Genomic DNA, 22,829 nt, shown 5'->3' with positions numbered 1-22,829 from the left:
AATAATGTATGTCGATCAAGAATGGTGACGAAAATTCTTCACTGTTGACGATCTGCAATCACATAAATACGATCTTGAGAAAAGTTCGCTCAGATTCCGGTGAGCCGGAAAGCGGGTGGTGGACTGTCTAGAGGAGGGGCTGCATGGCTTCGGGCATTCGGGCGGAGGACAAGGCGGCCTTCGAAGCATTTCTCGCGCTCTCGAGGGAGATCGGCAGCGACATCCTGAAAACACAGGGTGCCGGTGGAAACACCTCGTTCAAGCGTGACGGCGTGATGTGGGTGAAGGCTTCCGGTACCTGGCTTGCCCATGCTGGCGAACAGGACATCATGGTGCCGGTCGAGGTTGCGCCGCTGGTGGCGGCGCTCAGGGCGCGGGACCCGAGCGCGGAAAAGGCGACGGATTTCGTTGTGACGGCGCTCAACGCTTCGGGCCTGCGCCCGTCGATCGAGACGAGCTTTCATGCGGTGCTGCCGCAGACCGTCGTCGCGCATTATCACTGTGTCAACGCTATCGCTCTTTCCGTGCTGGCCGGGCGGGAGCAAATCCTCGCCGAGCGCATGGCCGCGCTGCCTGATCTTGCCTGGGCGACCGTTCCCTACCGCCGCCCCGGCACGCCGCTCGCCTACGAGATCGATCCCGTCGCCGCGAACCGGCCGGACGTGTTGATCCTCTACAACCATGGCATCATCGTTGCCGGGGAGACGGTAGAGGAGGTGCGTACGCGCATCGCCTGCGTGACCGCGGCCCTCTCGGTGGATGAGCGGGCAACGGTGTCGGGGAACGCCGCGCATCTTCAAACCTTGATCGAAGGCGCCCCCTTTCACGTCGCCGAGGATGCCGGAAGCCACAAGACTGCGCTCCACCCCGCCAACATCGCAGTCGCCACGGGCGGTTCGCTCTATCCCGACCATGTCATCTTCCTCGGCACGGAGATCGGTGTGCTCGGCGCGGGCGAGAGCGTGATGGCCTATGCGCGGACGCGGGGCGCGCGCGGGCTCGATATTCCCAAGATGTTGCTTGTGCCCGATCAGGGTGTGCTGCTTGCCGACGCGCTTACCGATGGCGGTCGTGTCATGGCACGCTGCCTGGCGGAAGTTGTGTCGCGCGTGCCGGATGGGGCAGCTATCGTCCATCTTGGCAGCGACCAGGAATATGAACTGACCCATTGGGAGGCCGAACAGTACCGCCAGGCGCTGGACCGCAAGGCGAGCCAGCGGGCATGAGCGCGGCGCCCGGACCCGCCGTCGCGCTCGGCATCGATCTCGGCACGTCCGGCGTGCGCGCCGCGGCCCTTGCCGCCGACGGCACGCGTGTCGACATGGCGTCCTCGCCATTCCCGGATGCCGCGGCCGGCCGCTCGCCCACCGCGTGGCGGGCCGGTGTCCGCGCGTGTCTCGGTGAACTTGCCGCGCGCGGCTCGCTTGTCGCCATAACCGGCGTCGCGGTCGACGGCACCTCCGGTACGGTGCTCGCCATCGATGCCGACGGCACGCCGCTTGGCGACGCACTGATGTACAACGATCCCTGTCCCGACCGAGCCATCCTCGATCGGGTCGCGGCGTCAGCGCCGGCGGACAGCCCGGCGCGGGGTGTGACCTCGCCGCTCGCCCGGGCCATCCATCTTTCGCGCCAGGCCGGCGTCCACGCCGTCGTGCACCAGGCGGACTGGGTCCTCCTGCAGCTTGGGTTGGCCGCGCCTTCAAGCGACGAGAACAACGCCTTGAAGACGGGCTACGATCTCGCCGCGGAGCGCTGGCCGGACTGGATCGAAGCCTGCGGCATGGATGTCGGCCTCTTGCCGAAGGTGAAACGCGCAGGTGCGCCGCTGGCGACCGTCGGGGCGGCGGGCCGGGCCCTCGGTCTGCCGGATGGCTGCCGCTACCACGCCGGTACGACGGATGGCTGCGCCTCGTTCCTAGCAACGGGCGCCGCATCCATCGGCGACGGCGTGACCGCACTCGGTTCGACGCTGGTCGTCAAGCTTGCTTCGGCGGAGCCGATCGATGCGGCGGACTACGGTATCTATTCGCATCGCATCCTCGATTTCTGGCTCGCCGGAGGGGCCTCGAATTCCGGCGGTGCGGTCATCCGCAGCCTGTTTGACGACATGCAGGTGAAGGCGATGACCGCGCTGCTGCGGCCGGACAGGCCGACCGGCCTTGCCTACTACCCCTTGCTGCGGCCGGGCGAGCGTTTCCCCGTCAACGATCCTGCCCTTGTGCCGCAGCTGGAGCCGCGCCCGGTCGATGACGTCGTTTTCTTCCAGGCGATCCTCGAGGGTATCGCGGGGATCGAGGCGTCGGGCTATGCGCGGCTGGCCGCGCTCGGCGGCCCCCGCGTACGCTCGGTGCGCTCGGTCGGCGGCGGCGCGGCCAATCCGGCCTGGACCCGCATGCGGGAGGCGGCGCTTGGCGTCCCCTTCCTGCCGTCGAATTCGGCGGAAGCCGCTGTCGGCACGGCGGCGCTCGTCCTTGCCGGAAAGGACCGCTGGCCATGAGCCTTGCCCCGCAGATCGACCTTGCGGCGCTGGCCGCCCGCTACGATGCCTTCCTCGTCGATCAGTTCGGCGTGCTCCGGGACGAGGACGGCGCCTATCCCGGGGGCAATGATGCGTTGCTGCGCCTCAAGGCACTGGGCAAGACCGTCATCGTGCTGTCCAATTCCGGCCGCAGCGGCGACTACAATGCGGAGCGGCTCGTCAAGCTCGGTTTCGACCGGGCGGGCTTCGATCGTTTCCTCACCTCCGGCGATGTCGCCTACGACATCCTTGCCGGCGAGACGGCCGGTTCTGCGGTCGGGACGCGATGCCTGACGATTTCCAGCGGGGGGGACCGCAACCTTGCCGACCGTCTCGGTTTCAAGAGCGTCGTTGATGCGGCCTTGGCCGATATCGTGATTGTTTCCGGCAGCGAGGCTGATCGTGTCCCGATGGCGGACTACCGCCGCCGCCTCGCCCCCGCCGCCCGGCGCGGCGTGCCCTGCTACTGCACCAATCCCGACCGGCACAAGCTCGCAAGCGGCGGCACCACGGCGCCCGGCGCCGGCAGCATCGCGCTGGCGTACCAGGACCTCGGTGGGCCGGTGCGCTGGTTCGGCAAACCCCATCCGGCAATCTACCGGCAGGCGCAGGCGCTGCTCGACGGTCTTCCGGCCGACCGGATCGTCTGCATCGGCGACAGCCTGGAACACGACATTGCCGGCGCCGCCGGCGCGGGGCTCGCCTCCTGCCTCGTCCGGACGGGCATCCTCGCCGAAAGCACCGAGGCCGACCTCACCGCCCTTGCCGGCCTCCACGGCGCGCGCCCGGATTTCGTGATGGACCGCTTCGCCATTTGAAGCCGTGCGGTGGGGCTTGTTACATAAGCCAAGTGTCAGGACTTGCAGGATAGATAGATTCAACCGGTCGCCGCGACACCCGAAACCAGGAGGTGTGAATGGCTACGGGAAGGCTGTGACCGGAACGATTGCTTGAATTATACAGCAGCGGCCTCATCCGGCTAAACTAGGTTGATGTGACAAGCCCGTAATACAGGCGCAGGTGCCTCAAAACCCGACGAGCACCATGTCGAGGGCAAGCATGATTTCGGCGTCCTGCCCCGCAAGGCTGGTGACCGGGTTTCGCAACAATTTACGGGGAATGGCCGCCATGAACTGAGTGACCATGGTGTGGGGTTCGTCCCCGATAGCAAATACCGGATTGAGGCGTTTGGCTGGCAGCGGCGCCTGTGCCGAAGGCAACAGCGGCACCACGATCCGCGTGTTCAACTCCTGCAGAACATCCGCCTGAACATCGAGCACATAACCCGTTCCGCCCGGATTGGCATAGACATCAAAGCGTGCCATCAGAACTGTCGATACTGATCCAGGGGCAAGCCGTGCGCCTCGCTCCATGCGTTCGAGCTGGCCAGAGCGTCGGCGTTCTCGCGCTGCCATGCCCGGGCCTTCGCGTCCGCGACGGCGCGTCGCAAACCGGCCTCCGCCGCTTCCGACAGGTTTATTCCAAACGATCTTGCTTCCATCAGCAAAGATGGATCGAGTGTCAGGTTGGTCGGCTTTTTGGTGGTGGATTGGCCTTGCATGTGGTCCTCCGTTATGCGCATCTTATATGCGCACTGCAGGCCCGGCAAGGCTTGCGACCATAACCCGCCTGGTCCTAGCGATCTGGTGCGCCGCGGCGAAGAAATACGCCGACGTCTATGGGCGAGAAGGAAGATTTGTCATCCACGACAATCTACGGGACACCGCGTGCCCGGATGGCATGATGCAGATGTATGACTGCGCTTATCGCGTATTTCCGTTGCAGTGCCTTGGACGGTTCCAAATCTCCGAATCTGGAAATCAGGCGCCAGTCAAATGGCAGCGGATCTGTTGACTAGCATTGAGGGCTGATGGAGTGGATGCGGCTGACGCAGGGGCGATCGTTGAGGCGATGCCAAACGGGACTATACCAAACGGAAAAATACTGAAATCCTCGCGAAAATTAACGCGCAACCACTCCGTTGTCCGCTTTGATCAGGTCGATCTGGGCCGACCATCAAGATGCGGCCCCGCGAGATCCCCGCGTTTGGCTGTACGCAAGGGCATGGTCAGCAATGCGCGAAAATGTGTCGGGGAGACCGGACCGGCGATGAGCGACCCCATTTGCGGGAAGCGGGCGCGAATGCGCTGCTCGACATTGGCAAGACCAATCCCCAGGCCGGAACGAGCAGCTCCACCGAATTGCATCGGTGTCTGCGTAACATTGTCGACGGAGAGAGCCAGGGCTTCCCCATTTTGCGCGGCCGTGATTGTTATCTTCAAGAATCCGGTTGAACAGCGAAGCCCATGCTTGATCGCATTCTCGATCAAGGGCTGCAGGATGAGGCTGGGGACAAGCGCATCACCAAGATCCGGAGGTATCTGGAGCGAAACGCTCATCCGGTCCGAAAAGCGTTCTTGCTCAATCATGAGATACTCTGCTTCCAGCGCAAGCTCCTCGGATAAAGTGAGGTCGCGAAGCGGGTCGAGTTCAAGCATTTTGCGCAGGAACGACGAGAGCGATATGACCATGAGGCTGGCATGCTTCGAAGCGCCTTCTTCAATAAGGCCGACGATGGAATTGAGGGTATTGAACAGGAAATGCGGGTTGATCTGGTAATGCAAGGCTTGAACCTTGGCGTTCAAAGCCTCCTCGCGTGATATGGCGGACCGCTGCTGATGGGCGCGGGCTTCCAGGTTATACATATGGGCGATGAAGAAACAGGACCAGCCGAGGAACAACGATATTCCATAAAAGAGCGTATAGCAGAAATTTTCCCGGTCATACTCGACCGCGACTGCCGGATCGATTGCATGGAAGAGCGCGAAGTCCACGGATGTCGCCGCCAATGCCGCCAGGATGGACATTGGGAAGGATAGAAATATCTTGGATATGATACTGGACGTTCGAACGGACACGAGAATCCATGTCAAGACAAACGTCAACAGAAGCGATAGCAGCGACACGCCCACTTTTATCGGTAAGTAATTCAATGGATTGACGCCAAGAAGCACCCAGAGGGACGTGGACATCAAAAACTCCGTCGCCCAGAATCCCAGCATCAGCTTGATGACCACGGCAGAAGGTTCGGCACCGTTTCTGTCTGAGCCCATCATCTCAAATTGTTCGTAAGCGAGGTTCTTCAGCAACATTACTCGGCTCCACAGTCAACGGATCGCCAGTATTATAGGGGAAAGAATTTCGGCAAGCCATTGTGAGCGAAGGGAGGGCTTTTCTCGCTTCACAAGCTCTCGTCGCTTTCCCGGAATGGGAGCAGAGGTGGGTAAAGTCGTTTTGCCAGCGAGGCTCCTCTCGCCCTGCTTGAGCGGATGCCGGCGGCCTTGTGGCCGGCAGGTCATCCATCACGACGGCCTTCCCTTGTGCAAGGCTTGGAACCAGCATCTGCTCGGCATACGCACGGAACACGTTTTCGTTGATCGCGCCGTCATGGATGAAGGGCGCGGTTGTGCCTGGTTGACCGACCCAGGTGACGGCACGATCACGGTACGTCTTGTGTCCCCGTCTCTCCAACGGGCTGTTGGATTTCAGGGGTCTGTGGGGAGCGTGTGCGCAGGTCACCCTTCCTCTGCTCACCAATCGACAGCCAGAACATGGCGATCAATGCGATGATGGTCACGCCCAATGCAAGGTAGCGCACCCAGTATGGTGCACGGCCGCCGGGGTGGAGATGCTTTTCCTCGATGTCACGCTTGCGGGTGATGGATGCCGAAAAGAAGACGATCGTCGAAATAACGAACACCAGCGACCAACGTGTCTGCTCGCCGTCGGACCCGATCAGCGCAATCATGCAGTAGATTGCGCCAACCAGTCCCGCCCCGACGAAAAAGGTGTATTGGCCGTTCGACATCTTGCGATAGCCCAGCACCTTTATCGCGATCATCGAGTAGATGTACGGCAGCAATGTCATGATCACCGCCACCGACGCGATCTTGCCGAACTGCTCGCTCGCCGTGGGCGACATGGTGGCGATCACCTGTATGCTCATCAGCGCGGCCACGATGACGAGGCCGAGTGACGGCACGCCCCGCTTGTTGACGCGGGCGAAGATGCCGGGAAAAAGTCCGTCATCCGCAGCGGCCTTGGCGGATTGCCCGACCAGCAATGTCCAGCCGGCCAGTGAACCCAGGCACCCGACCGCCGCGCATAGGGCAACTGCACTGCCCGCGAAATCGCCCAGGGCGATACGTGCCGCATCGGCAAATGGCGCGGAAGACGCCAGCAGCTCCTTGTTCGGGATCATTCCCATGATGACCGATGAGCTGAGGATATAGGCGACCGAGGCCAGAACCACGCCACCTACCGTGGCAATTGGCACGTTGCGTGACGGGTTTTCGACGACACCCGCTGAAACGGACGCGCTTTCGACGCCGATAAATGCCCACAAGGTGAAGGTCAACGTTGCCATCACCGCACTCGCATCGCTCTTGCCAGAAACGTTCCATGCCGAGGCGTAGATGTCACCGCTGAACCAGAACCAGCCGAATACCGCCATGCCGAAGATCGGCACCAGTGCGAAGATGGTGGTGAAGGATTGCAGTTGGCCGACCAGTTTGGGTCCAAGGATGTTGGCATAGGCGAAGAACCAGATGATCGCTATCGCGCCGAACGCCATCACAACCGGTTCACGTAGGACAGGGAAGAAATGCGTCAAATAGCCCAACCCCGCCACTGCCAGTGCGACGTTGCCGATCACATTGGCCAGCCAGTAGATCAGGTTGGACTGATAGCCCATATAGTCGCCAAACGCCTTGCGGGTGTAGGCATAGGGGCCGCCCGCGGCAGGATCGATTGCGGCAAGCTTGGCAAACACAAGCGCCAGCGTCACGGCGCCAACGATCGTGAAGATCCATCCGATCAGCGCGATGCTGCCAATGGCCGACAGATTGGCCGGCAACATGAAGACGCCCGACCCCATCATGTTGCCCGCAACCATCAAGGTTGCGGGAACGACACCCATCTTGCTGCTTGCGCCTGTGGCGGCATCGGTGGTTGCGGTTGCATCAGTCATGTCGATCTTCCCCTTCAGTGCCGCACGACGAGGACGTTGTAGACGCCGTCTTCCACCTCCACCCCGTGGGTGTCATGGCCGAAGCCTGGAAAGCGCAGGTCATAGGCCTCAAGCGCCTTCAGATAGCCGATCAGCGCGCCATCGGCGGGGCCGGCATTTTCGCCCGGCATCATCAGCGGAATGCCCGGCGGGTAGGGGACGATCCCTGTGGCCAGCGTCCGCCCGGCCAGTTCGTTCAGCGATACCTTTTCGGTATGGCCGCGCACCAGATTTTCATATGCAGAAACGGGGCTCATTTCGGGCTTCGGCAATATGCTGAACGCTTCGGACATGGTTCGCGTCGTCGCCAGATCGCCCATGGCGGCAAACATCAGATCGGCCAGCTCGCGCAGACCCATTCCACCATATCTATCGCCATGGCTGGCGATGAGGCTGGGAATCGCTCGCTCCAGCGGCGCGTTCGCATCGTAGTCCTTGCGGAAATCGAGTAGCGCGTTGACCAGCGTGCCCCATTTCCCCTTGGTCACGCCCAGCGAGAAGAGGAACAGGATCGTGAAGTCGGTGGTTTTTTCGACGATGATCCCGCGGGCGGCGAGATAGGCGGTGACGACACTTGCGGGGATGCCTACAGCGCGCAGATCGCCGCTCGGGTCCATTCCCGGGGTCAGGACCGAGACCTTGATCGGATCAAGCATGCAATAGCCTGGCTCTATATTGCCAAAGCCATGCCATTCGGCTTCCGGGGCGAGATGCCAGCAGGTCGGTTCGGTCGCCAGATATTCAGGATCGGCCTCATGAAACGGCACGGTCCGCCCGCGCGCGTCCACCACCTTCGGCGGCTGCCAGATATCGAAGAACCAGCCGTTTTCGTCGGAAATCTCGGCATTCAGCCGTGAAACCGTCTGACGGAAGGCAATCGCCTCACGGATCGACATGCCCGTAAGTTTCTCTCCCGATGAATCCATCATCGCCGCCGACACGTCGTTCGATGCGATGATCGCGTAGTTGGGCGATGTGGAAGCGTGCATCATGAACGCCTCGTTGAAGCGCGCATGATCAATCGGGTTCCGCCCGTCGCGGACGTGGATCAGTGAGGCCTGCGACAACGCGGCCAGCAATTTGTGGGTCGAATGCGTGGTGAACACGCTGGGCTTGTTGCGATCGCGGATGCTCGGCTCGCCATGCATGCCCAAACGCTCCCGGTAGAGCGGATTGAACCGGGCGTAGGCATACCAGGCTTCATCGAAATGGAGCCGGTCGACGCTCTCTCCCAGCAACTCCTCCAGCCGTGCAACATTGTAGCAGAGCCCGTCATAGGTCGAATTGGTGATCACTGCATGGACGGGTGTCTCATCCACCTCATCCGTCACGAGCGGATTGTCCTTCACCAGCAATCGCAGTGCCGCCGGGGTGAGTCGTTCGGGTGGAATCGGGCCGATAATTCCATAGGCATTGCGTGTCGGCATCAGATAGCAGGGGATTGCTCCGGACAGCGTCATCGCATGCTCAACCGATTTGTGGCAATTCCGGTCGCACAGCGCCACCTGGTTGCGTGTCACGCTCGCCATCAGGATTACGCGGTTCGATGTCGACGAACCGTTGGTCACATAGTAGCTTCGATCCGATCCGAAGACCTTGGCAGTGTAGCGCTCGCCGGCCCCGATCGGCCCGGTGTGATCCAGCAGCGACCCCAAATCGCCCACAGAGATCGACAGGTCGGACCGGAAGAGGCTCTCGCCGAAAAATTCGAAAAAGGCGCGGCCGACCGGTGACGTCAGGAATGCGGTGCCGCCGGTGTGCCCAGGGGTGTGCCACGAATACTCGTACGTGTTGGCAAACTGCACCAACCCTGCAAACATCGGCGGAAGCACCGTCGCGCGATACCGTTGTAGTGCAGCCAGAACGCGGCCACCGATAAAATCGGCTGTATCCTCCAACAGCCAGATAAAATCGTCCGCCTTGGTCATCGCGTCCATCGGGATTGCCGATGCAGCACTGCGGTCCGCCAAGAGGAAAATCGGCACATCGGCATTGAACGCCCGCATCGCATCCAGCACCGCGCGCGCGGACTGATGGTCCCCACTGTCATCGAGATCCCAGTCAAGCAGCATGCACTGGATCGAAGGATCAGTCGAAACGACGGCTACCGCATCATTGACGTCGGATGAGATCACCACGTCGATCTCACGTCGTTCCAGTTCGTCGATGAGGTGGTCCACCGCGCGCCCCGCGGCGGTATCCGGACCGAACGTTTCGCGTACCAACAATGCTCTCATGGCCAGCCTGAGGCTCGATCGCGATGACATGGCGAACTCCTTTTTGTCGGGACAACAACTCGCCGTCGCACTGCCGGCGTCGTTAGAGGGGCTCGGATTGATGCATCTGGCATCGCCGAACATTTCTGAGCTCGTCAGTAAATGCGGAACTTCGGCAGAAGTCTTTTCTTGCAAGCCTTACGGAGAGAATTGACAAACGCCAAGCATCCGAAAAAGCTGTGTCTTCGATAGCAAAATGGTCGCCGATAATCTGGCTTCCATGAACAGGGAGATATCCAAATCTTGGTGGATTATCATCCGCACTGTTGTGAGCTCGATACAGGATGCAGATTAGAGATTTTTCAGCTGAACTCAACTGAAATAATCATGGTTTTTCTGCTGTGATGCGATCGAGCGTATGTTCAAGGGGTGTAGAGTTAACCAATGATAAAGCAACTGTTTGGGTGATGTGAGGTTAACTTGACGAAAGACAGTTTTGGCGTGCCGGCGTTGACCGGCTGGCCTGGTCAACGTTCCCCGCATCAAGGGCAGCCACAATGCGGTGCTGTCGGGCATCCTCGCCGCCGAAAAGCTGGCGGATGCGATTGCGGCCGGCCGCGCCAATGACGAGCCGATCCATCTGCGGGTGAAGAACCCGCAGCTGCAGAAGACATCCGAGCTCGACATCTATGCCGGCCCGTCCACCCGCTACTGTCCCGCCGGGGTCTGCGAATGGGTGGAGAAGGACGGCAAGGACGTGTTCGTCATCAACGCGCAGAACTGCGTGCACTGCAAGACCTGCGACATCAAGGACCCCAACCAGAACATCAACTGGGTGCCCCCACAGGGCGGCGAAGGGCCGGTCTATCCCAATATGTGAGGCGGAAGTGCATTGCGCGCGCGAACGGAAGCCAGTCAATGGCTCGCGTCCGTTCCATAGCGAACGTGAGCACACCAGCTAAAGACACGCGCGCCGTTCACGAGTAACGATGGCCAGAGAGGCGAGGGCTGGCGCGATGCCGCTGGCCACCTTAGCTGTATCGTCTCATAACGACATGGGGAGTGCCGTGAACCTTCGCCATCAGATCGTCGCGCTTGCGGTTGCTCCGCTCGTCATCGCGATCCTCACCATCACCGCCTTCATCACCTGGCAGGCCACAAGCCTTGCCCAGAGCAGCATCGACACGTTCGAGCGCAACATGCTGAAGGCGAAGGAAACCGAACTGCTCAACCTTACCAATCTCGCCCGCTCGGCGATCGAGGAGGTCTATGCGTCGGCGGGTGCCAATGACGAGGCCGCCAAGGATCGCGTGCGCACCATTCTGACGTCGTTGGACTACGGTCAGGACGGCTACTTTTTCGTCTATGACTACGATGGCAACAACGTCGTCCACCCGCGCCAGACCTTCCGGCCCGGGCACAACTGGCTGGACCTGACCGACCCCGATGGCAACCAGGTGATCGCCAGCCTGATCCAGAAGGCGAAGGAGGGGGGCGGATTGTACCAGTACAAGTGGGAAAAGCCCTCGTCAGGAACGATGGCCGACAAGCTGTCCTTTGCCATGGGGCTCGACAAGTGGCAGTGGATGCTGGGAACAGGCGTCTATCTCGATGATGTCTTCGCTCAGACGGCGGCAGCGAAAGCGGACCTTCGCGAAAAGATCGGCCACACCTTCCTCGTTGTCGCATTCATCGCTGTACCGGCCGTGATGGTGGTGTTCGCCACGTGCATGCTCGTCACGCTGCGCGAGCGGCGCATGGCGGACGGCAAGCTCAAGGCGCTGACGCAGCGTATCATCGACACGCAGGAAGAAGAGCGCGCGCGGCTCGCCCGTGAACTGCATGACGGCATATCGCAGAACCTCGTCGGTGTACGCTATGCCATCGACCTTGCGGGCCGAAAGGTCCGCAACCACACCGACGATGCGTCCGGTGCCATTGAAAAAGGGGTGGAGGCCCTGAACGGCGCCATCAAGGAGGTTCGTCGGCTGTCGCACGATCTGAGACCCCCTGCGCTGGACGACCTTGGCCTGACGGCGGCCCTGACGGCGCTCAGCAACCATTTTTCCGAACGGACCGGCATCCACACCGTGCTGGAGGCTGATGCCGGCAAGGACAGGCTGAAGCCCGAGGCGAGCACCGCGCTCTACCGCGTGGCGCAGGAAGCGCTGAACAATATCGAGCGCCATTCCGGCGCCGGGAAAGTCCAGATCAAGCTCTGGAGCGCCCGTGGCCGCATGCGCATGACGGTCGCCGATGACGGCAACGGTTTTGAAGAAGCCGCCGGCGGAATCCGGGACGGCCACCAGGGTGGTCTCGGCCTTCGCAACATGCAGGAGCGCATGGCGCATTTCGGTGGCATCCTGATGGTCAGGAGCACGTCGGATGGAACGGTGCTGACCGCGATGATGCCGCTTTCGGCCAATGCCAGTGCGGAAAAACGGGTGGAGGCCGCATGAGCGGGATCAAACCGATCAAGGTTGTCCTCATCGACAACCACCCGCTGGTTCTCGACGGTCTTCGCGCCGTGCTCGAAACCTTCCCGCACATAGAGGTCGTCGGCACGGCGGGGCTGGCGCTGACGGGGTTGGAAGTCGCGATCAGGACCAATCCGGCGGTGGTGCTGATCGATATCAACATGCCGAAACTCAGCGGCATCGAAGCCATCGAGCTGTTCAAGGCGAAGCTGCCGGACTGCCGCATCGTGATGCTGTCCATGCATGACAGCCGCGAATACATATCGGCGTCGGTGCTGCACGGTGCGTCCGGCTATATCCTCAAGGACGTTTCCACGGACGAGATCGTTACGGCGATCGAGACCGTTGCCGCAGGGCGGACCTATTTTTCGTCCGGCGTTTCCGACGTTCTTCTCGAACGCCGGCCGAACGAGCCGGCCAATCCGCTGACCACCCGCGAGCACGACGTGCTGATGCTTTTGGCATCCGGCAAGAGCAACCGCGAGATCGCCCAGTCGCTTTCCCTTTCCGAGGCGACGGTCGAAACACATCGCAAGAACATCAAGAAGAAGCTCGGAATTTCCACGACCGCCGGCCTCATTCGCTACGCGATCGACAGCGGTTTTAGTCTCCCAGACAGCTGATGCCGGCGCCTACCCACTACTGGGTAGGCGCTTTTATTTGGCGATCCTGCCTATCTTGTTCCCCTCACAAGGACGCCATACGACTCCCCGCGACGGTCGGCGGAGGGTGCCGGCTGGGGAGGAATTCATCATGTCCGGCCTATTGTCGCTGTCGCGCGCTGTCGACGCGCTCAACACGTTTATTGGAAAGTCGGTGTCGTGGCTGTTGCTTGTTGCGGTGCTGATCAGTGCCGTCAATGCCGTCACACGCAAACTGTTCAACCTGAGTTCCAACGCCTGGTTGGAAGCGCAGTGGTATCTGTTTTCCGCTGTCTTCCTGATCGCGGCCGCCTATACGCTGCTGAGCAGCGAGCACGTCAAGGTCGATCTGGTTTACGGCCATATGCCGCGCAAGGTCCAGCTCTGGGTCGAGATCCTCGGCACGCTCTTCTTCCTGTTTCCCTTCTGCCTGATCACCATCTACCTCTCCTGGCCGATCGTGATCTCGAAGTTTCTGAGCGGCGAGGTGTCGAACAACACCGGTGGCCTGCTGCTCTGGCCGGTCTGGGCGCTGATCCCCCTCGGCTTCGGCCTGCTGGCGCTGCAAGGCGTCTCAGAGCTGATCAAGCGCATCGCGATCCTGCGGGGCGACATGCCCGATGCGACGGCCCTTGCCGACGCCGACGCCCAGACGCTCTAACGCCAGGAGCCCGTATCCATGTTTGCTTTCTTCGCGGAAAATCTCGCGCCCATCATGTTCCTGTCGCTGATCGTCGTGCTGCTGATGGGCTATCCCGTCGCCTTTGCACTGGCCTTCGTCGGCTTCGGCTTCGGCTTCATCGGCATCGAAATGGGCCTTTTGCCGATCAACCTCTTCGGCGCCATACCGGACCGGATCTTCGGCCAGATGTCGAACGAAACATTGCTGGCCATTCCCTTCTTCACCTTCATGGGGCTGATCCTGGAGAGAAGCGGCATGGCGGAGGATCTGCTTGATACGATCGGGCAGCTGTTCGGCCCGATCCGTGGCGGGCTTGCCTTCGCGGTAATCTTCGTTGGCGCCATTCTTGCGGCCACCACCGGCGTTGTCGCGGCCTCGGTCATCTCGATGGGGCTGATCTCGCTGCCGATCATGCTGCGTTACGGCTACGACCGGCGCGTGGCAGCCGGTACGATCGCGGCGTCCGGGACCCTGGCGCAGATCATCCCGCCGAGCCTGGTGCTGATCATCCTTGCCGATCAGCTCGGCCGCTCGGTCGGTGACATGTACAAGGGCGCACTGGTGCCCGGCTTGCTGCTGGTCGCGATCTATGCGGGCTATATCATTTTCATGTCCTATCTGCAGCCTTCGAGTGTCCCGGCGCTGCCGCCGGAGGCCCGCACGCTGCGTGGATGGAAGCTCGCCCGCAAGGTGGTCACATCGCTGGTGCCGCCGCTCGTGCTGATCTTCCTGGTGCTTGGCACGATTTTCATCGGCCTTGCGACGCCCACCGAAGGCGGCGCCATGGGTGCGGTCGGCGCGCTCATTCTGGCTGCCAGCAACCGCCGACTCGATCTCGCCATGATAAAGTCGGCGCTCTACGCCACCGCAAAACTGTCGTCCTTCGTGATCTTTATCCTGCTCGGCGCACGCGTCTTCTCGCTCACATTCTATGGCGTCGACGGCCATATCTGGGTCGAGCACTTGATGACCTCGATTCCCGGCGGGGAAATCGGCTTCCTCATCGTCGCTAACCTGCTGGTCTTCTTCCTGGCCTTCTTCCTCGACTATTTCGAGCTGGCCTTCATCATCATTCCGCTTCTGGCGCCGGTTGCCGATGCGCTCGGCATCGATCTCATCTGGTTCGGCGTGATGCTGGCGATCAACATGCAGACGTCTTTCATGCACCCGCCCTTCGGCTTTTCGCTGTTCTATCTGCGTTCCGTGGCCCCCAGTCGCGCCTATAAGGACAGGGTGACCGGAGCGACCATCCAGCCGGTGACGTCGGGCCAGATCTACATGGGGGCCTTGCCGTTCCTCGGGATCCAGCTGTTCATGGTTGCCGTCGTCGTCGCATTCCCGGGTCTTGTCACTCACTACAAGTCCGGCCAGGCAGCCGTCGATCCTGCGGCGATCAAGCTGAACGTGCCGATGCCCGGTGCAGAGGGCGAAAATCCTTTCGGAACACCGACGCAGCCCTTTGGCGCCCCCGAAACGTCCGGCGACAGTTCGACGCCGTCCTTTGGAACGGAGACGCCTGAATTCGGGTCGCCGCAGCCCAGCTTCGGCCAACCCGCACAGTCCAACTGACCCCAACCAACAATCCGGACGCACATCCGTGCCGGCCGGACCACGCAGCCACCTGAGGAGGAAACGATGACTGATATCTTGAACCGCCGCAATTTTTTGACCAAGGGCGCACTCGGCGGCGCAGCAGCGGTCGCCGGCGCGTCACTCGCTGCACCCGCAGTCGCCCAGGATCTTCCGACCCTGAAATGGCGCCTGACCTCTGGATTTCCGAACAACCTCGACACCATCTACGGCGGGGCCGTCGTCATGGCCGAAGCGCTGTCGAAGATGACCGAGGGCAAATTCCAGATCCAGGTCTTCCAGGCGGGTGAACTGGTGCCCGGTCCGCAGGCGATCGACGCGGTGCAGAGCAACACCGTGGAAATCGCCCACACCTGCGGCTACTACTTCACCGGCAAGAATCCGACCTTCGCGATCGGGTCGACGATCCCCTTCGGCCTCAACGCTCGTCAGCAGAACGCCTGGCTCTACCACGGCGGCGGCAACGAACTGTACGACGAGTTCCTGTCGGAATACGGCATCGTCGGCAAGCCGGGCGGTGGCACCGGTGCGCAGATGGGGGGCTGGTTCCGCAATGAAATCAAGTCGGTCGACGACCTCAAGGGGACCAAGATGCGCATTGCCGGCGTCGCTGGCGAAGTCATGTCGCGCCTCGGTGTCGTGCCGCAGCAACTTCCCGGTGGCGACATCTATCCGGCGCTGGAGCGCGGCACGATCGATGCTGCCGAATGGGTCGGCCCCTATGACGACGAGCGCCTGGGCTTCTATCAGATCGCGCCTTACTACTACTATCCGGCCTATTGGGAAGGCGGACTGACGATCCACTTCTTCATCAACAAGGCTCAGTACGAGGCATTGCCGGAAGCCTACAAGGTCGCGCTCGACACCGCCTGCAAAGCCGCCAACATCAACATGCAGGCGCTGTACGACGTGAAGAACACGGCGGCGATCCGGTCGCTGGTCGGCAAGGGCGTCAATTTGCGTCCAATGCCACGCGATGTGTTGGACGCGGCCTATAAGGCGACCTTCGAGCTCTACGCCGAATACAGCGAGAAGCATCCGGCTTGGGCGAAGATCTATCCGGCCTGGAAGAAATTCCGGGACGAGTCCTTCGAATGGTTCCGCGTCGCGGAATACAGCTATGACAGCTACCTTTACGCGGCTCAGGCCGCTGGAAAATGATCGTGGATAAAGTTGTGTGGCGCAAACTGCGCCACACAATTTCTGGACTCTACCTGTTTCTGGGTGGCGGACCTATTTAAAATTCCTCTGAAGTTTGGATGGGTTTGTTTCGGAGTTGAGTTCTCGGTACGGAGCAGCGGTACGTAATCTATTATCGTCACCGGATAAGCCAGGGCTGCATTTGCCAAAGAACCACCCCGGCATGTTCCGGGTAGATGATCGGAAATGCTCCATCTTTTTGTTTTTCCGCATTGTCAGATGCCGAGCAATCCCGCTTCGGTTGGAAATGCTCTGGATGCAAGGAAGGCAGGTTCCCATCACGCCGGTTGCATTCGGAAGACGGATGCAGCAAAGCTAGGCGGCCAGGCCGGACCGCCGCGCCTCTGTTGGAAAGAGCCGTTGCATGGAACAGTCCGCCCTCATTGACATCGGCCTACCGATCGCCGTGTTTATCATCATGACCGGCATCGGCATGACGCTCGCTCCGGTCGATTTCCAGCGTGTGGCCACGCAGCCGAAGGCCCTGGTCTGGGGTATCGTCGCCGCGCTCCTGGTGATGCCGCTGGTGGCCCTTGTGCTCGCCACGGTCATGGGCCTGCCGCCGGAAATCGCCGTCGGGCTCGTCGTCGTCGCTGCCTGCCCGATCGGCACCACGTCCAGCCTGTTCTCCTATCTTGCAAGGGGAGACCTGGCCCTGTCGATTGCCCTGAGCGCCGTCGGCAGCCTGGTGGCCATCGCGACGCTGCCGCTTTTCGCCAATTTCGCGATCGAGCGCTTCAGCCAGGGCGATGCCCGGGTTTACCTTCCGGTGTTGCGCACGATCGGGGTGATGATCGCCATCATCCTGTTTCCGGTGATGGTCGGCATGGGCATCCGGCACAAGGCCCCCGGTTTTGCCGCGCGTGCCGAAAAACTGGTCGGCGCATTCGGCCTCCTGGTGCTCGTGGCCCTGATCGTCGGTATCGGCATTGCGGTCTATCAACGATGGGTGGAGATCCTCGTCAGCGCAGGGCCGGCCGTCATTGCCCTCGTTATCTGCGCCGTCGCCGTCGGCCTCCTGGGATCGCGCGCCCTCGGCCTTTCGGCTGCCGAGGCGGTCACGGTGACCCTTTCCATCAGTATTCGAAACGCGGCGATCGGCATGGTCCTTGCGATCACGATGATGCATTCGCCGGAAATCGCCGTACCGCCCGCCCTGTTCGGCCTCTTGATGTACGCGACCGGCTTCAGCCTCGTCGCCTATGGTCGCAGGACCATAAAAGCCCCGGCCTGAAGGCCGTGCAGCATGCCGGTCCGCCTCACCGCGCCGAGACGCGGTAGTCGTCCGGCGTTACGCCCGTCATGCGCTTGAACATCGCGATGAAGGACGAGGCGTTGCTGTAGCCGAGGACGGCGGAAATGTGCTCGACGGTGTCGTTCGCCTCCAGCATCGACATGGCCTGCACCACTCGCAGACGCTGCTTCCATTCGGTGAACGGCATGCCGAGATCGCGCAGGCAGCGGCGGATGAGGGTCCGCTCTGCCAGTCCTGCCAGCCGCGCATGCTCGGCAAGGGAGCGGTTGTCGGCGGGGTTGTCCTGAAGGCGGGCGAGCACGGCTTCAAGCGCGGGGTCTGTCGACCAGGGCAGGTAGGTTCCCACACGCGGCGCGGCCGCAACGAGATCGATGACGACCTGGAGAAAGCGCAGGTGCTCCGCCGCGCCCGGGTCTGCACCATCGCCGGCGCGCAGATGCTCGAGCATGGCCCTCAGAAGCCGGCTGACTTCGAGAGCGGTGGTTTCCTGCGGCAGGCGTCCGCACAGCGAGGGATCGACATAGAGCGAGCAGTGCACCGCGGCATGCCGGTTCAGCCCCCGGTGCTCGATGTCCGGCGGCAGCCAGACGGCATATTGCGGCGGCGCGAGATAGTGCCCGTCCTTCAGGCTCACCTCCATCATGCCGCTGTAGGAATAGACGAATTCGCCCCAGGGATGGCTGTGCTGCGGATAGGTGGCATTCTGCGGCATCTGCGCGGAGCGGAAGTAGAGCGGGTGGGGCAGGGCACTGCGAAAGGGCACGTCGCGGAAATGTGCACCGCGGTCAGCCCGGTTGCCTGTCAGGGTCTCGATACCGACTGTCATAAACTCATTATATCCGCCTTATCTGCCAAATGCTATCCCAGCCGCATCATCGGAGCACGCATCTTGGACAGCCGCAAATCTATCGACGTCACCGCGGTCGGCATCATGGTCGCCGTCTGCCTCATCTGGGCCTTCCAGCAGATCGGCCTGAAGTCCACGGCCGTCTTTGCCGCGCCGGTCCTGCAGATCGGCCTGCGATCGGGGATCGCCGCCATGCTCGTCTTTGCGCTTGTTTGCGCGCGCCGGCAGCGCCTGGAATTCTGGGGCAGAACGGCCGGGCTGGGCATTCTCGCAGGCCTGCTGTTCGCGGTGGAGTTCTTTCTGGTCGGGGAAGCGCTGAAGCATACGTCTGCCTCCCATGTCGTGGTCTTCCTCTATACCGCGCCGATCTTCGCGGCGCTCGGCCTGCACGGAAAGCTCCCTTCGGAGCGCCTTTCCGCGGTGCAGTGGGGCGGCATAGCCGTGGCGACGGCCGGTATCGCCTTCGCCTTCCTCGCGCCGCAGGGCAGCGGGCAGGGCCCCGCCGATCTCGGCGCCATGCTGTGGGGCGACGGTCTGGCGCTGTTGGCGGGCGCGGCCTGGGGGCTGACGACGGTCCTGATCCGGACGACGCGGCTGAGCACGGCGCCGGCCACCCACGTGCTGTTCTACCAGCTCGCCACCGCCTTCCTTGCCCTGACGGGGGCGGCGGTGCTGGCGGGCGAGGCGGGCATCGTGCCGTCAGGGCCGCTGCTTTTGAACATCGCCTTTCAGGCGGTCGTCGTCTCCTTCCTCAGCTTCCTCACCTGGTTCTGGCTGCTGACCCAGTATCGTGCCTCGCAACTCGGTGTCTTTTCCTTCATGACGCCCGTCTTCGGCGTCCTGCTGGGCGTTCTCCTGCTGGGCGAACCGCTGACGCCAGAATTCGCGATCGGCACGGCTGGCGTCGTGGCCGGGATTGTCATCGTCAGCGCCTATCCCTGGCTCGAGACCATGCTGGCCGGCATACGGTCCCGCCGCACGCCGGCAAACCTTGCCGCTGTCCGGCGCCGGAGAGATTGAACGGCCGCCACGGCGCGCTGTTGCGCTTCGGCAATGCAGGGTGCGAAACAGCGCGCCGATGCGCGGGCATGGACGCTACGGCGAGTGTCGACGGTGGTGCCAAAGGGGTGCCGTCGGCGACCGGCCAACAAAAAGAAGTGGCTTGTGTGGTAGAAGCGGCGCCGTCGATCGTCTTATCCGATGAGCACCACAACGAAAGCCCGCCTGCCTATGCCTGATCTCCTTAAGCGTTTTGCGTCCTACTACCGCCCGCACCGTGGCCTGTTCGCGTTGGATTTCTCCTCGGCGGTGGCGGCGGGCCTGCTGGAACTGGCTTTTCCCGTCGCGGTGACGCTGTTCATCGACCGCCTGCTGCCGACCGGCCGGCTCGATCTCGTCGCGCTCGCCGCCGTCGGCCTCTTCCTCATCTATCTCTTCAATGCCGGCCTGCAGGTCATCGTCACCTATTGGGGCCACATGCTCGGTATCCGCATCGAGGCGGAGATGCGCCGCAAGGCTTTCGATCACCTGCAAAAACTCTCCTTCGGCTATTTCGACAACCAGAAGACCGGCCATCTCGTGGCAAGGCTGACGAAGGATCTCGAAGAGATCGGCGAGGTTGCCCATCACGGACCGGAGGATCTCTTTATCGCGGTCATGACGCTGATCGGCGCCTTCGCCCTCATGCTCTGGGTTCATGTGCCGCTCGCCCTCATCACCGCCGTTGTCGTGCCGCTGACCGCCTTCGTCACCGCCCATTACGGTGCGCGCATGACCGCCAACTGGCATGCGCTCTACGGCCGCGTCGCCGACTTCAACGCCCGCATCGAGGAGAATGTCGGCGGCATCCGCGTCGTGCAGGCCTTCGCCAACGAGGACCACGAGCGCCAGCTCTTTGCCGAGAGCAATCGCAACTATCTCGTCACCAAGCTTCAGGCCTACAAGGTGATGGCGGCGTCCCTGTCGCTCTCCTATCTTTCCATGCGCTTCGTGCAGGTGGTGGTGATGCTGGCGGGCGCCTGGTTCGTCACGCGCGGCGAACTGTCGGCCGGCGGCTTCGTCGGCTTCCTGCTGCTGGTCGGCGTGTTCTTCCGGCCGATCGACAAGATCAATTCGATCATCGAGACCTATCCGAAGGGCATTGCCGGCTTCACGCGCTACACGCAGTTCCTCGACACCGAGCCCGACATCACCGACCGGCCCGGCGCGATGGCGGTCAGCCGCCTTCGCGGCGATATCGACTATCGCGGCGTCGGCTTCGGCTATGCTGCCGGGCGGCCGCTCTTTTCCGGGCTCGACCTTTCGGTGAAGGCGGGTGAGACGGTGGCCTTCGTCGGTCCTTCGGGTGCCGGCAAGACGACGATCTGCTCGCTGCTGCCACGCTTCTATGAGGTGACCGGCGGGGTCGTCAGTATCGACGGCACCGACATCAGGGACATGACGCTGAAGTCGCTACGCTCGAACATCGGCATCGTGCAGCAGGACGTCTTCCTGTTCGCCGGCACGGTACGTGAGAATATCGCTTATGGCCGGCTGGGAGCGGGCGAGGCGGAGATCATCGAGGCTGCCAGGCGCGCGCGCCTCGACGACGTGATCGCCAATCTTCCTGACGGTCTCGACACCGTCATCGGCGAGCGCGGCGTCAAGCTCTCCGGCGGGCAGAAGCAGCGGCTTGCGATCGCTCGCATCTTCCTGAAGAACCCGCCGATCCTGATCCTCGACGAGGCGACCTCGGCGCTGGATACGCAGACGGAGCGCGCGATCCAGCAATCGCTGGCCGAACTTTCGGCCGGACGCACGACGCTGGTCATCGCGCATCGCCTGGCGACCATCGCCAATGCCGACCGCATCCTCGTCGTCGATGACGGCCACATCGTCGAAAGCGGAAGCCATGCGGACCTCATCGCCCGCAGGAACGGACGATACCGGAACCTTCATGTCGCGCAGTCAGCCTAGGCCCGCGCATAGAGACGGAAAGTATCAGGTCGCCTCCACCATAGTTCGTATCGGGCGCCTGACGATGTATGAAGCAAGATTTTCTATACCTGGTCGGCTCAGTGGCCTGTGTCGTTCCGATGGGCAGGATGTGTCTATAGATAACCGGGTGCGTCCATCGCGACCAGATCGCCAGGGTGCTGACCGGCTGTCGATGGCGCGCGGTCGGAGTTCGCGGCCTATCAGCCGGTCGAGTGACATCCCGCCGCCACCCCTCAGAGCGATATAGAAAAAGGCGGCAAACCACAGGGCGAACAACTGATAGTTCACACCCCGAGGGATCATGACGGTGATGAGGATCACGCCAAACAGTCCGACGAACATCGCCGCAAAAGGACGGGTCAGTAAGCCGATCGCAATCGCAATGCCGCCTAGAAATTCAAGCCAGATGACGAAGGAGGCCCAGATCTCAGCTGGCTCGAAGCCGATTTGCCGGATGATGTCGATATCCATCTGCGCGCCGTCTTCGGTGAATAGCTTTGAGGCGCCGAAGGTGGCAATCATAGCGCCTGCAATCGTGCGCAGCACCGTGTAGCCGAGCGGCGTCAGGTTGCGGTAAGGTGTTGCGAGCGGTTGAATGATCAGCGGAGTCTTTGAATCTTCGAGCATGGTCTCTCATATGTGTTTCGATTGAGGTCCGAGGACTTTGATAAGGGGTCCCATCGACCAATCTGCCGCTCGTCAGTTCCAGTTATCGAGCGTCCGCCGGCGAGGCGGCGAGGCGGTCGTGTACGACCTTGCCATCGACGATGGTCAGCAGAGAGCGGATGGTGTCGATCTCCTCCGCCGGCATGCCGAGGAACGGTTTGTCGAGCACCGCAAGATCTGCCAACTTTGCCTCGGCAAGCACGCCCCTTTGCTGTTCTGCAAAGCCGATCCAAGCCGCGTTCCGCGTGTAGAGCTGCAGGGCCTCCTCCCGCGAGAGACGCTGGCGCTCCGGTTTCTGGATGGCGCCGCCCAGCGACCGGCCGGTCACGTGATATTCGATGGCCTGCCAGACGCCGAAGACGCCGATGCGTGTTGAATCCGTACCGCCGGCGACGAGGAGCCCCGATCGAGAGCCCCGCGTGTCGGTGGCGAGCTGGCCGCGACCGCTTCGCCATTCGCCTCCCGGATGGCCGGGCCCTCGAAATAGGGTCCCATCTGGACCGTGAAGGACAGACCGAGCGCCTTCATTCGGTCCAGCGTACGCTCCGAGCCGGTGTTCAGGTGGGCTATGGCCCAGCGCAGGTCCTTCAGCGGATGGTTTTTGCCGACACCCTGTCAACGGCGGAGTAAAAACCGGCCACGGGGCGGAGCAAAAGTCGGCCACTGCGGCGCCGGCCTGAGACCGCCGGG

20 protein-coding genes and 1 pseudogene are annotated in these 22,829 nt (G+C 62.0%); 13 read left to right on the top strand and 8 right to left on the bottom strand.

Annotated elements, in window-relative coordinates; all coding sequences use genetic code 11:
* Positions 1 to 143 precede the first annotated feature (143 nt).
* From EXZ48_RS25565 to EXZ48_RS25555, 3 genes are read left to right on the top strand one after another with little or no spacing between them, the layout of a single operon-like run.
* Positions 144 to 1,226, top strand: a complete 1,083-nt coding sequence (locus tag EXZ48_RS25565) for a class II aldolase/adducin family protein (RefSeq protein WP_130519241.1) — start codon at positions 144 to 146, stop codon at positions 1,224 to 1,226.
* Positions 1,223 to 2,500, top strand: coding sequence for an FGGY-family carbohydrate kinase (locus EXZ48_RS25560; RefSeq protein WP_130519239.1), 1,278 nt, complete (start codon positions 1,223 to 1,225; stop codon positions 2,498 to 2,500). Before EXZ48_RS25565 ends, EXZ48_RS25560 begins: the two co-directional genes overlap by 4 nt.
* Complete coding sequence (locus EXZ48_RS25555) at positions 2,497 to 3,339, top strand: TIGR01459 family HAD-type hydrolase (RefSeq protein WP_130519237.1); 843 nt, start codon at positions 2,497 to 2,499, stop codon at positions 3,337 to 3,339. The genes EXZ48_RS25560 and EXZ48_RS25555 overlap by 4 nt, the downstream gene beginning before the upstream one ends.
* A 207-nt stretch (positions 3,340 to 3,546) precedes the next feature.
* On the opposite strand, the gene EXZ48_RS25550 is transcribed toward EXZ48_RS25555, so the two are convergent.
* The 5 genes from EXZ48_RS25550 to EXZ48_RS25530 all read right to left on the bottom strand — a co-directional run bounded on the left by EXZ48_RS25550 (position 3,547) and on the right by EXZ48_RS25530 (position 9,949).
* Positions 3,547 to 3,846 (bottom strand): CcdB family protein, encoded by a 300-nt coding sequence (locus EXZ48_RS25550; protein WP_130519235.1) that lies wholly within the window; start codon positions 3,844 to 3,846, stop codon positions 3,547 to 3,549.
* On the bottom strand, positions 3,846 to 4,082 hold the full coding sequence (locus EXZ48_RS25545; RefSeq protein WP_050745958.1) for a type II toxin-antitoxin system CcdA family antitoxin: 237 nt from the start codon (positions 4,080 to 4,082) through the stop codon (positions 3,846 to 3,848). Before EXZ48_RS25545 ends, EXZ48_RS25550 begins: the two co-directional genes overlap by 1 nt.
* A gap of 433 nt (positions 4,083 to 4,515) precedes the next feature.
* Positions 4,516 to 5,673: a sensor histidine kinase gene (locus EXZ48_RS25540; protein ID WP_130519233.1), complete on the bottom strand. Its 1,158-nt coding sequence runs from the start codon at positions 5,671 to 5,673 to the stop codon at positions 4,516 to 4,518.
* 347 nt (positions 5,674 to 6,020) lie between these two features.
* Entirely contained in the window at positions 6,021 to 7,550 is a 1,530-nt protein-coding gene (adiC, locus tag EXZ48_RS25535) for an arginine/agmatine antiporter (RefSeq protein WP_130519231.1), read from the bottom strand.
* 14 nt (positions 7,551 to 7,564) lie between these two features.
* Positions 7,565 to 9,949, bottom strand: coding sequence for an Orn/Lys/Arg decarboxylase N-terminal domain-containing protein (locus EXZ48_RS25530; protein WP_207900495.1), 2,385 nt, complete (start codon positions 9,947 to 9,949; stop codon positions 7,565 to 7,567).
* 373 nt (positions 9,950 to 10,322) lie between these two features.
* Between EXZ48_RS25530 and EXZ48_RS25525 the strand changes: the two are divergent.
* The 7 genes and pseudogenes from EXZ48_RS25525 to EXZ48_RS25495 all read left to right on the top strand — a co-directional run.
* A pseudogene (locus tag EXZ48_RS25525) lies at positions 10,323 to 10,685 on the top strand (4Fe-4S dicluster domain-containing protein); the annotation flags it as partial.
* Between the two features lie 187 nt (positions 10,686 to 10,872).
* Positions 10,873 to 12,264 (top strand): cache domain-containing protein, encoded by a 1,392-nt coding sequence (locus tag EXZ48_RS25520; protein ID WP_130519229.1) that lies wholly within the window; start codon positions 10,873 to 10,875, stop codon positions 12,262 to 12,264.
* A complete protein-coding gene (locus tag EXZ48_RS25515) occupies positions 12,261 to 12,905 on the top strand; it encodes a response regulator transcription factor (protein WP_130519227.1) in 645 nt (214 codons plus the stop codon). The genes EXZ48_RS25520 and EXZ48_RS25515 overlap by 4 nt, the downstream gene beginning before the upstream one ends.
* Before the next feature lie 130 nt (positions 12,906 to 13,035).
* The gene (locus tag EXZ48_RS25510) at positions 13,036 to 13,584 is read left to right on the top strand and encodes a TRAP transporter small permease subunit (RefSeq protein WP_130519225.1); all 549 of its coding nucleotides are present in this window, start codon (positions 13,036 to 13,038) and stop codon (positions 13,582 to 13,584) included.
* A gap of 18 nt (positions 13,585 to 13,602) precedes the next feature.
* Positions 13,603 to 15,174 carry a TRAP transporter large permease subunit gene (locus EXZ48_RS25505; RefSeq protein ID WP_130519223.1) on the top strand — a complete coding sequence of 524 codons (1,572 nt, stop codon included), beginning with the start codon at positions 13,603 to 13,605 and terminating at the stop codon, positions 15,172 to 15,174.
* 66 nt (positions 15,175 to 15,240) lie between these two features.
* Positions 15,241 to 16,356 (top strand): TRAP transporter substrate-binding protein, encoded by a 1,116-nt coding sequence (locus EXZ48_RS25500; protein ID WP_130519221.1) that lies wholly within the window; start codon positions 15,241 to 15,243, stop codon positions 16,354 to 16,356.
* A gap of 403 nt (positions 16,357 to 16,759) precedes the next feature.
* On the top strand, positions 16,760 to 17,629 hold the full coding sequence (locus EXZ48_RS25495) for a bile acid:sodium symporter family protein (protein ID WP_130519219.1): 870 nt from the start codon (positions 16,760 to 16,762) through the stop codon (positions 17,627 to 17,629).
* A gap of 25 nt (positions 17,630 to 17,654) precedes the next feature.
* Here EXZ48_RS25495 and EXZ48_RS25490 read toward each other — a convergent pair whose 3' ends face one another.
* Complete coding sequence (locus tag EXZ48_RS25490) at positions 17,655 to 18,476, bottom strand: helix-turn-helix domain-containing protein (RefSeq protein ID WP_130519217.1); 822 nt, start codon at positions 18,474 to 18,476, stop codon at positions 17,655 to 17,657.
* A 63-nt stretch (positions 18,477 to 18,539) separates the two neighbouring features.
* Between EXZ48_RS25490 and EXZ48_RS25485 the strand changes: the two genes are divergently transcribed.
* Genes EXZ48_RS25485 through EXZ48_RS25475 form a run of 3 tightly spaced genes read left to right on the top strand, consistent with a single transcriptional unit; the run spans position 18,540 to position 21,452 of the window.
* A complete protein-coding gene (locus tag EXZ48_RS25485) occupies positions 18,540 to 19,517 on the top strand; it encodes a DMT family transporter (RefSeq protein WP_050745903.1) in 978 nt (325 codons plus the stop codon).
* The gene (locus tag EXZ48_RS25480; protein WP_130519215.1) at positions 19,514 to 19,735 is read left to right on the top strand and encodes a hypothetical protein; all 222 of its coding nucleotides are present in this window, start codon (positions 19,514 to 19,516) and stop codon (positions 19,733 to 19,735) included. The genes EXZ48_RS25485 and EXZ48_RS25480 overlap by 4 nt, the downstream gene beginning before the upstream one ends.
* On the top strand, positions 19,728 to 21,452 hold the full coding sequence (locus EXZ48_RS25475) for an ABC transporter ATP-binding protein (protein WP_130519213.1): 1,725 nt from the start codon (positions 19,728 to 19,730) through the stop codon (positions 21,450 to 21,452). The genes EXZ48_RS25480 and EXZ48_RS25475 overlap by 8 nt, the downstream gene beginning before the upstream one ends.
* Positions 21,453 to 21,476: 24 nt before the next feature.
* Here the strand turns inward: EXZ48_RS25475 and EXZ48_RS25470 are convergent, their stop codons facing one another.
* On the bottom strand, positions 21,477 to 22,100 hold the full coding sequence (locus EXZ48_RS25470; RefSeq protein ID WP_130519211.1) for a DoxX family protein: 624 nt from the start codon (positions 22,098 to 22,100) through the stop codon (positions 21,477 to 21,479).
* A gap of 82 nt (positions 22,101 to 22,182) precedes the next feature.
* Positions 22,183 to 22,803, bottom strand: a complete 621-nt coding sequence (locus EXZ48_RS25465) for an amidohydrolase family protein (RefSeq protein WP_245462360.1) — start codon at positions 22,801 to 22,803, stop codon at positions 22,183 to 22,185.
* Positions 22,804 to 22,829: the final 26 nt, after the last annotated feature.

It is taken from the genome of Shinella sp. JR1-6 (assembly GCF_004284735.1).
In the GTDB taxonomy this organism is placed as follows: Bacteria; Pseudomonadota; Alphaproteobacteria; order Rhizobiales; family Rhizobiaceae; genus Shinella.
Note: the sequence above shows the minus strand (reverse complement) of the source record. Positions and strands in the feature narration are given on the sequence as shown.

Excerpts from the sequence above, each read along its gene's own strand:
- EXZ48_RS25495 (WP_130519219.1), top strand. The coding sequence starts at position 16,760 with ATGGAACAGTCCGCCCTCATTGACATCGGCCTACCGATCGCCGTGTTT.
- EXZ48_RS25565 (WP_130519241.1), top strand. The coding sequence starts at position 144 with ATGGCTTCGGGCATTCGGGCGGAGGACAAGGCGGCCTTCGAAGCATTT.
- EXZ48_RS25550 (WP_130519235.1), bottom strand. The coding sequence starts at position 3,846 with ATGGCACGCTTTGATGTCTATGCCAATCCGGGCGGAACGGGTTATGTG.
- EXZ48_RS25540 (WP_130519233.1), bottom strand. The coding sequence starts at position 5,673 with ATGTTGCTGAAGAACCTCGCTTACGAACAATTTGAGATGATGGGCTCA.
- EXZ48_RS25510 (WP_130519225.1), top strand. The coding sequence starts at position 13,036 with ATGTCCGGCCTATTGTCGCTGTCGCGCGCTGTCGACGCGCTCAACACG.
- EXZ48_RS25500 (WP_130519221.1), top strand. The coding sequence starts at position 15,241 with ATGACTGATATCTTGAACCGCCGCAATTTTTTGACCAAGGGCGCACTC.
- EXZ48_RS25530 (WP_207900495.1), bottom strand. The coding sequence starts at position 9,949 with ATGTTCGGCGATGCCAGATGCATCAATCCGAGCCCCTCTAACGACGCC.
- EXZ48_RS25560 (WP_130519239.1), top strand. The coding sequence starts at position 1,223 with ATGAGCGCGGCGCCCGGACCCGCCGTCGCGCTCGGCATCGATCTCGGC.
- EXZ48_RS25545 (WP_050745958.1), bottom strand. The coding sequence starts at position 4,082 with ATGCAAGGCCAATCCACCACCAAAAAGCCGACCAACCTGACACTCGAT.
- EXZ48_RS25475 (WP_130519213.1), top strand. The coding sequence starts at position 19,728 with ATGCCTGATCTCCTTAAGCGTTTTGCGTCCTACTACCGCCCGCACCGT.
- EXZ48_RS25515 (WP_130519227.1), top strand. The coding sequence starts at position 12,261 with ATGAGCGGGATCAAACCGATCAAGGTTGTCCTCATCGACAACCACCCG.
- EXZ48_RS25505 (WP_130519223.1), top strand. The coding sequence starts at position 13,603 with ATGTTTGCTTTCTTCGCGGAAAATCTCGCGCCCATCATGTTCCTGTCG.
- EXZ48_RS25470 (WP_130519211.1), bottom strand. The coding sequence starts at position 22,100 with ATGCTCGAAGATTCAAAGACTCCGCTGATCATTCAACCGCTCGCAACA.
- EXZ48_RS25555 (WP_130519237.1), top strand. The coding sequence starts at position 2,497 with ATGAGCCTTGCCCCGCAGATCGACCTTGCGGCGCTGGCCGCCCGCTAC.
- EXZ48_RS25490 (WP_130519217.1), bottom strand. The coding sequence starts at position 18,476 with ATGACAGTCGGTATCGAGACCCTGACAGGCAACCGGGCTGACCGCGGT.
- adiC (WP_130519231.1), bottom strand. The coding sequence starts at position 7,550 with ATGACTGATGCAACCGCAACCACCGATGCCGCCACAGGCGCAAGCAGC.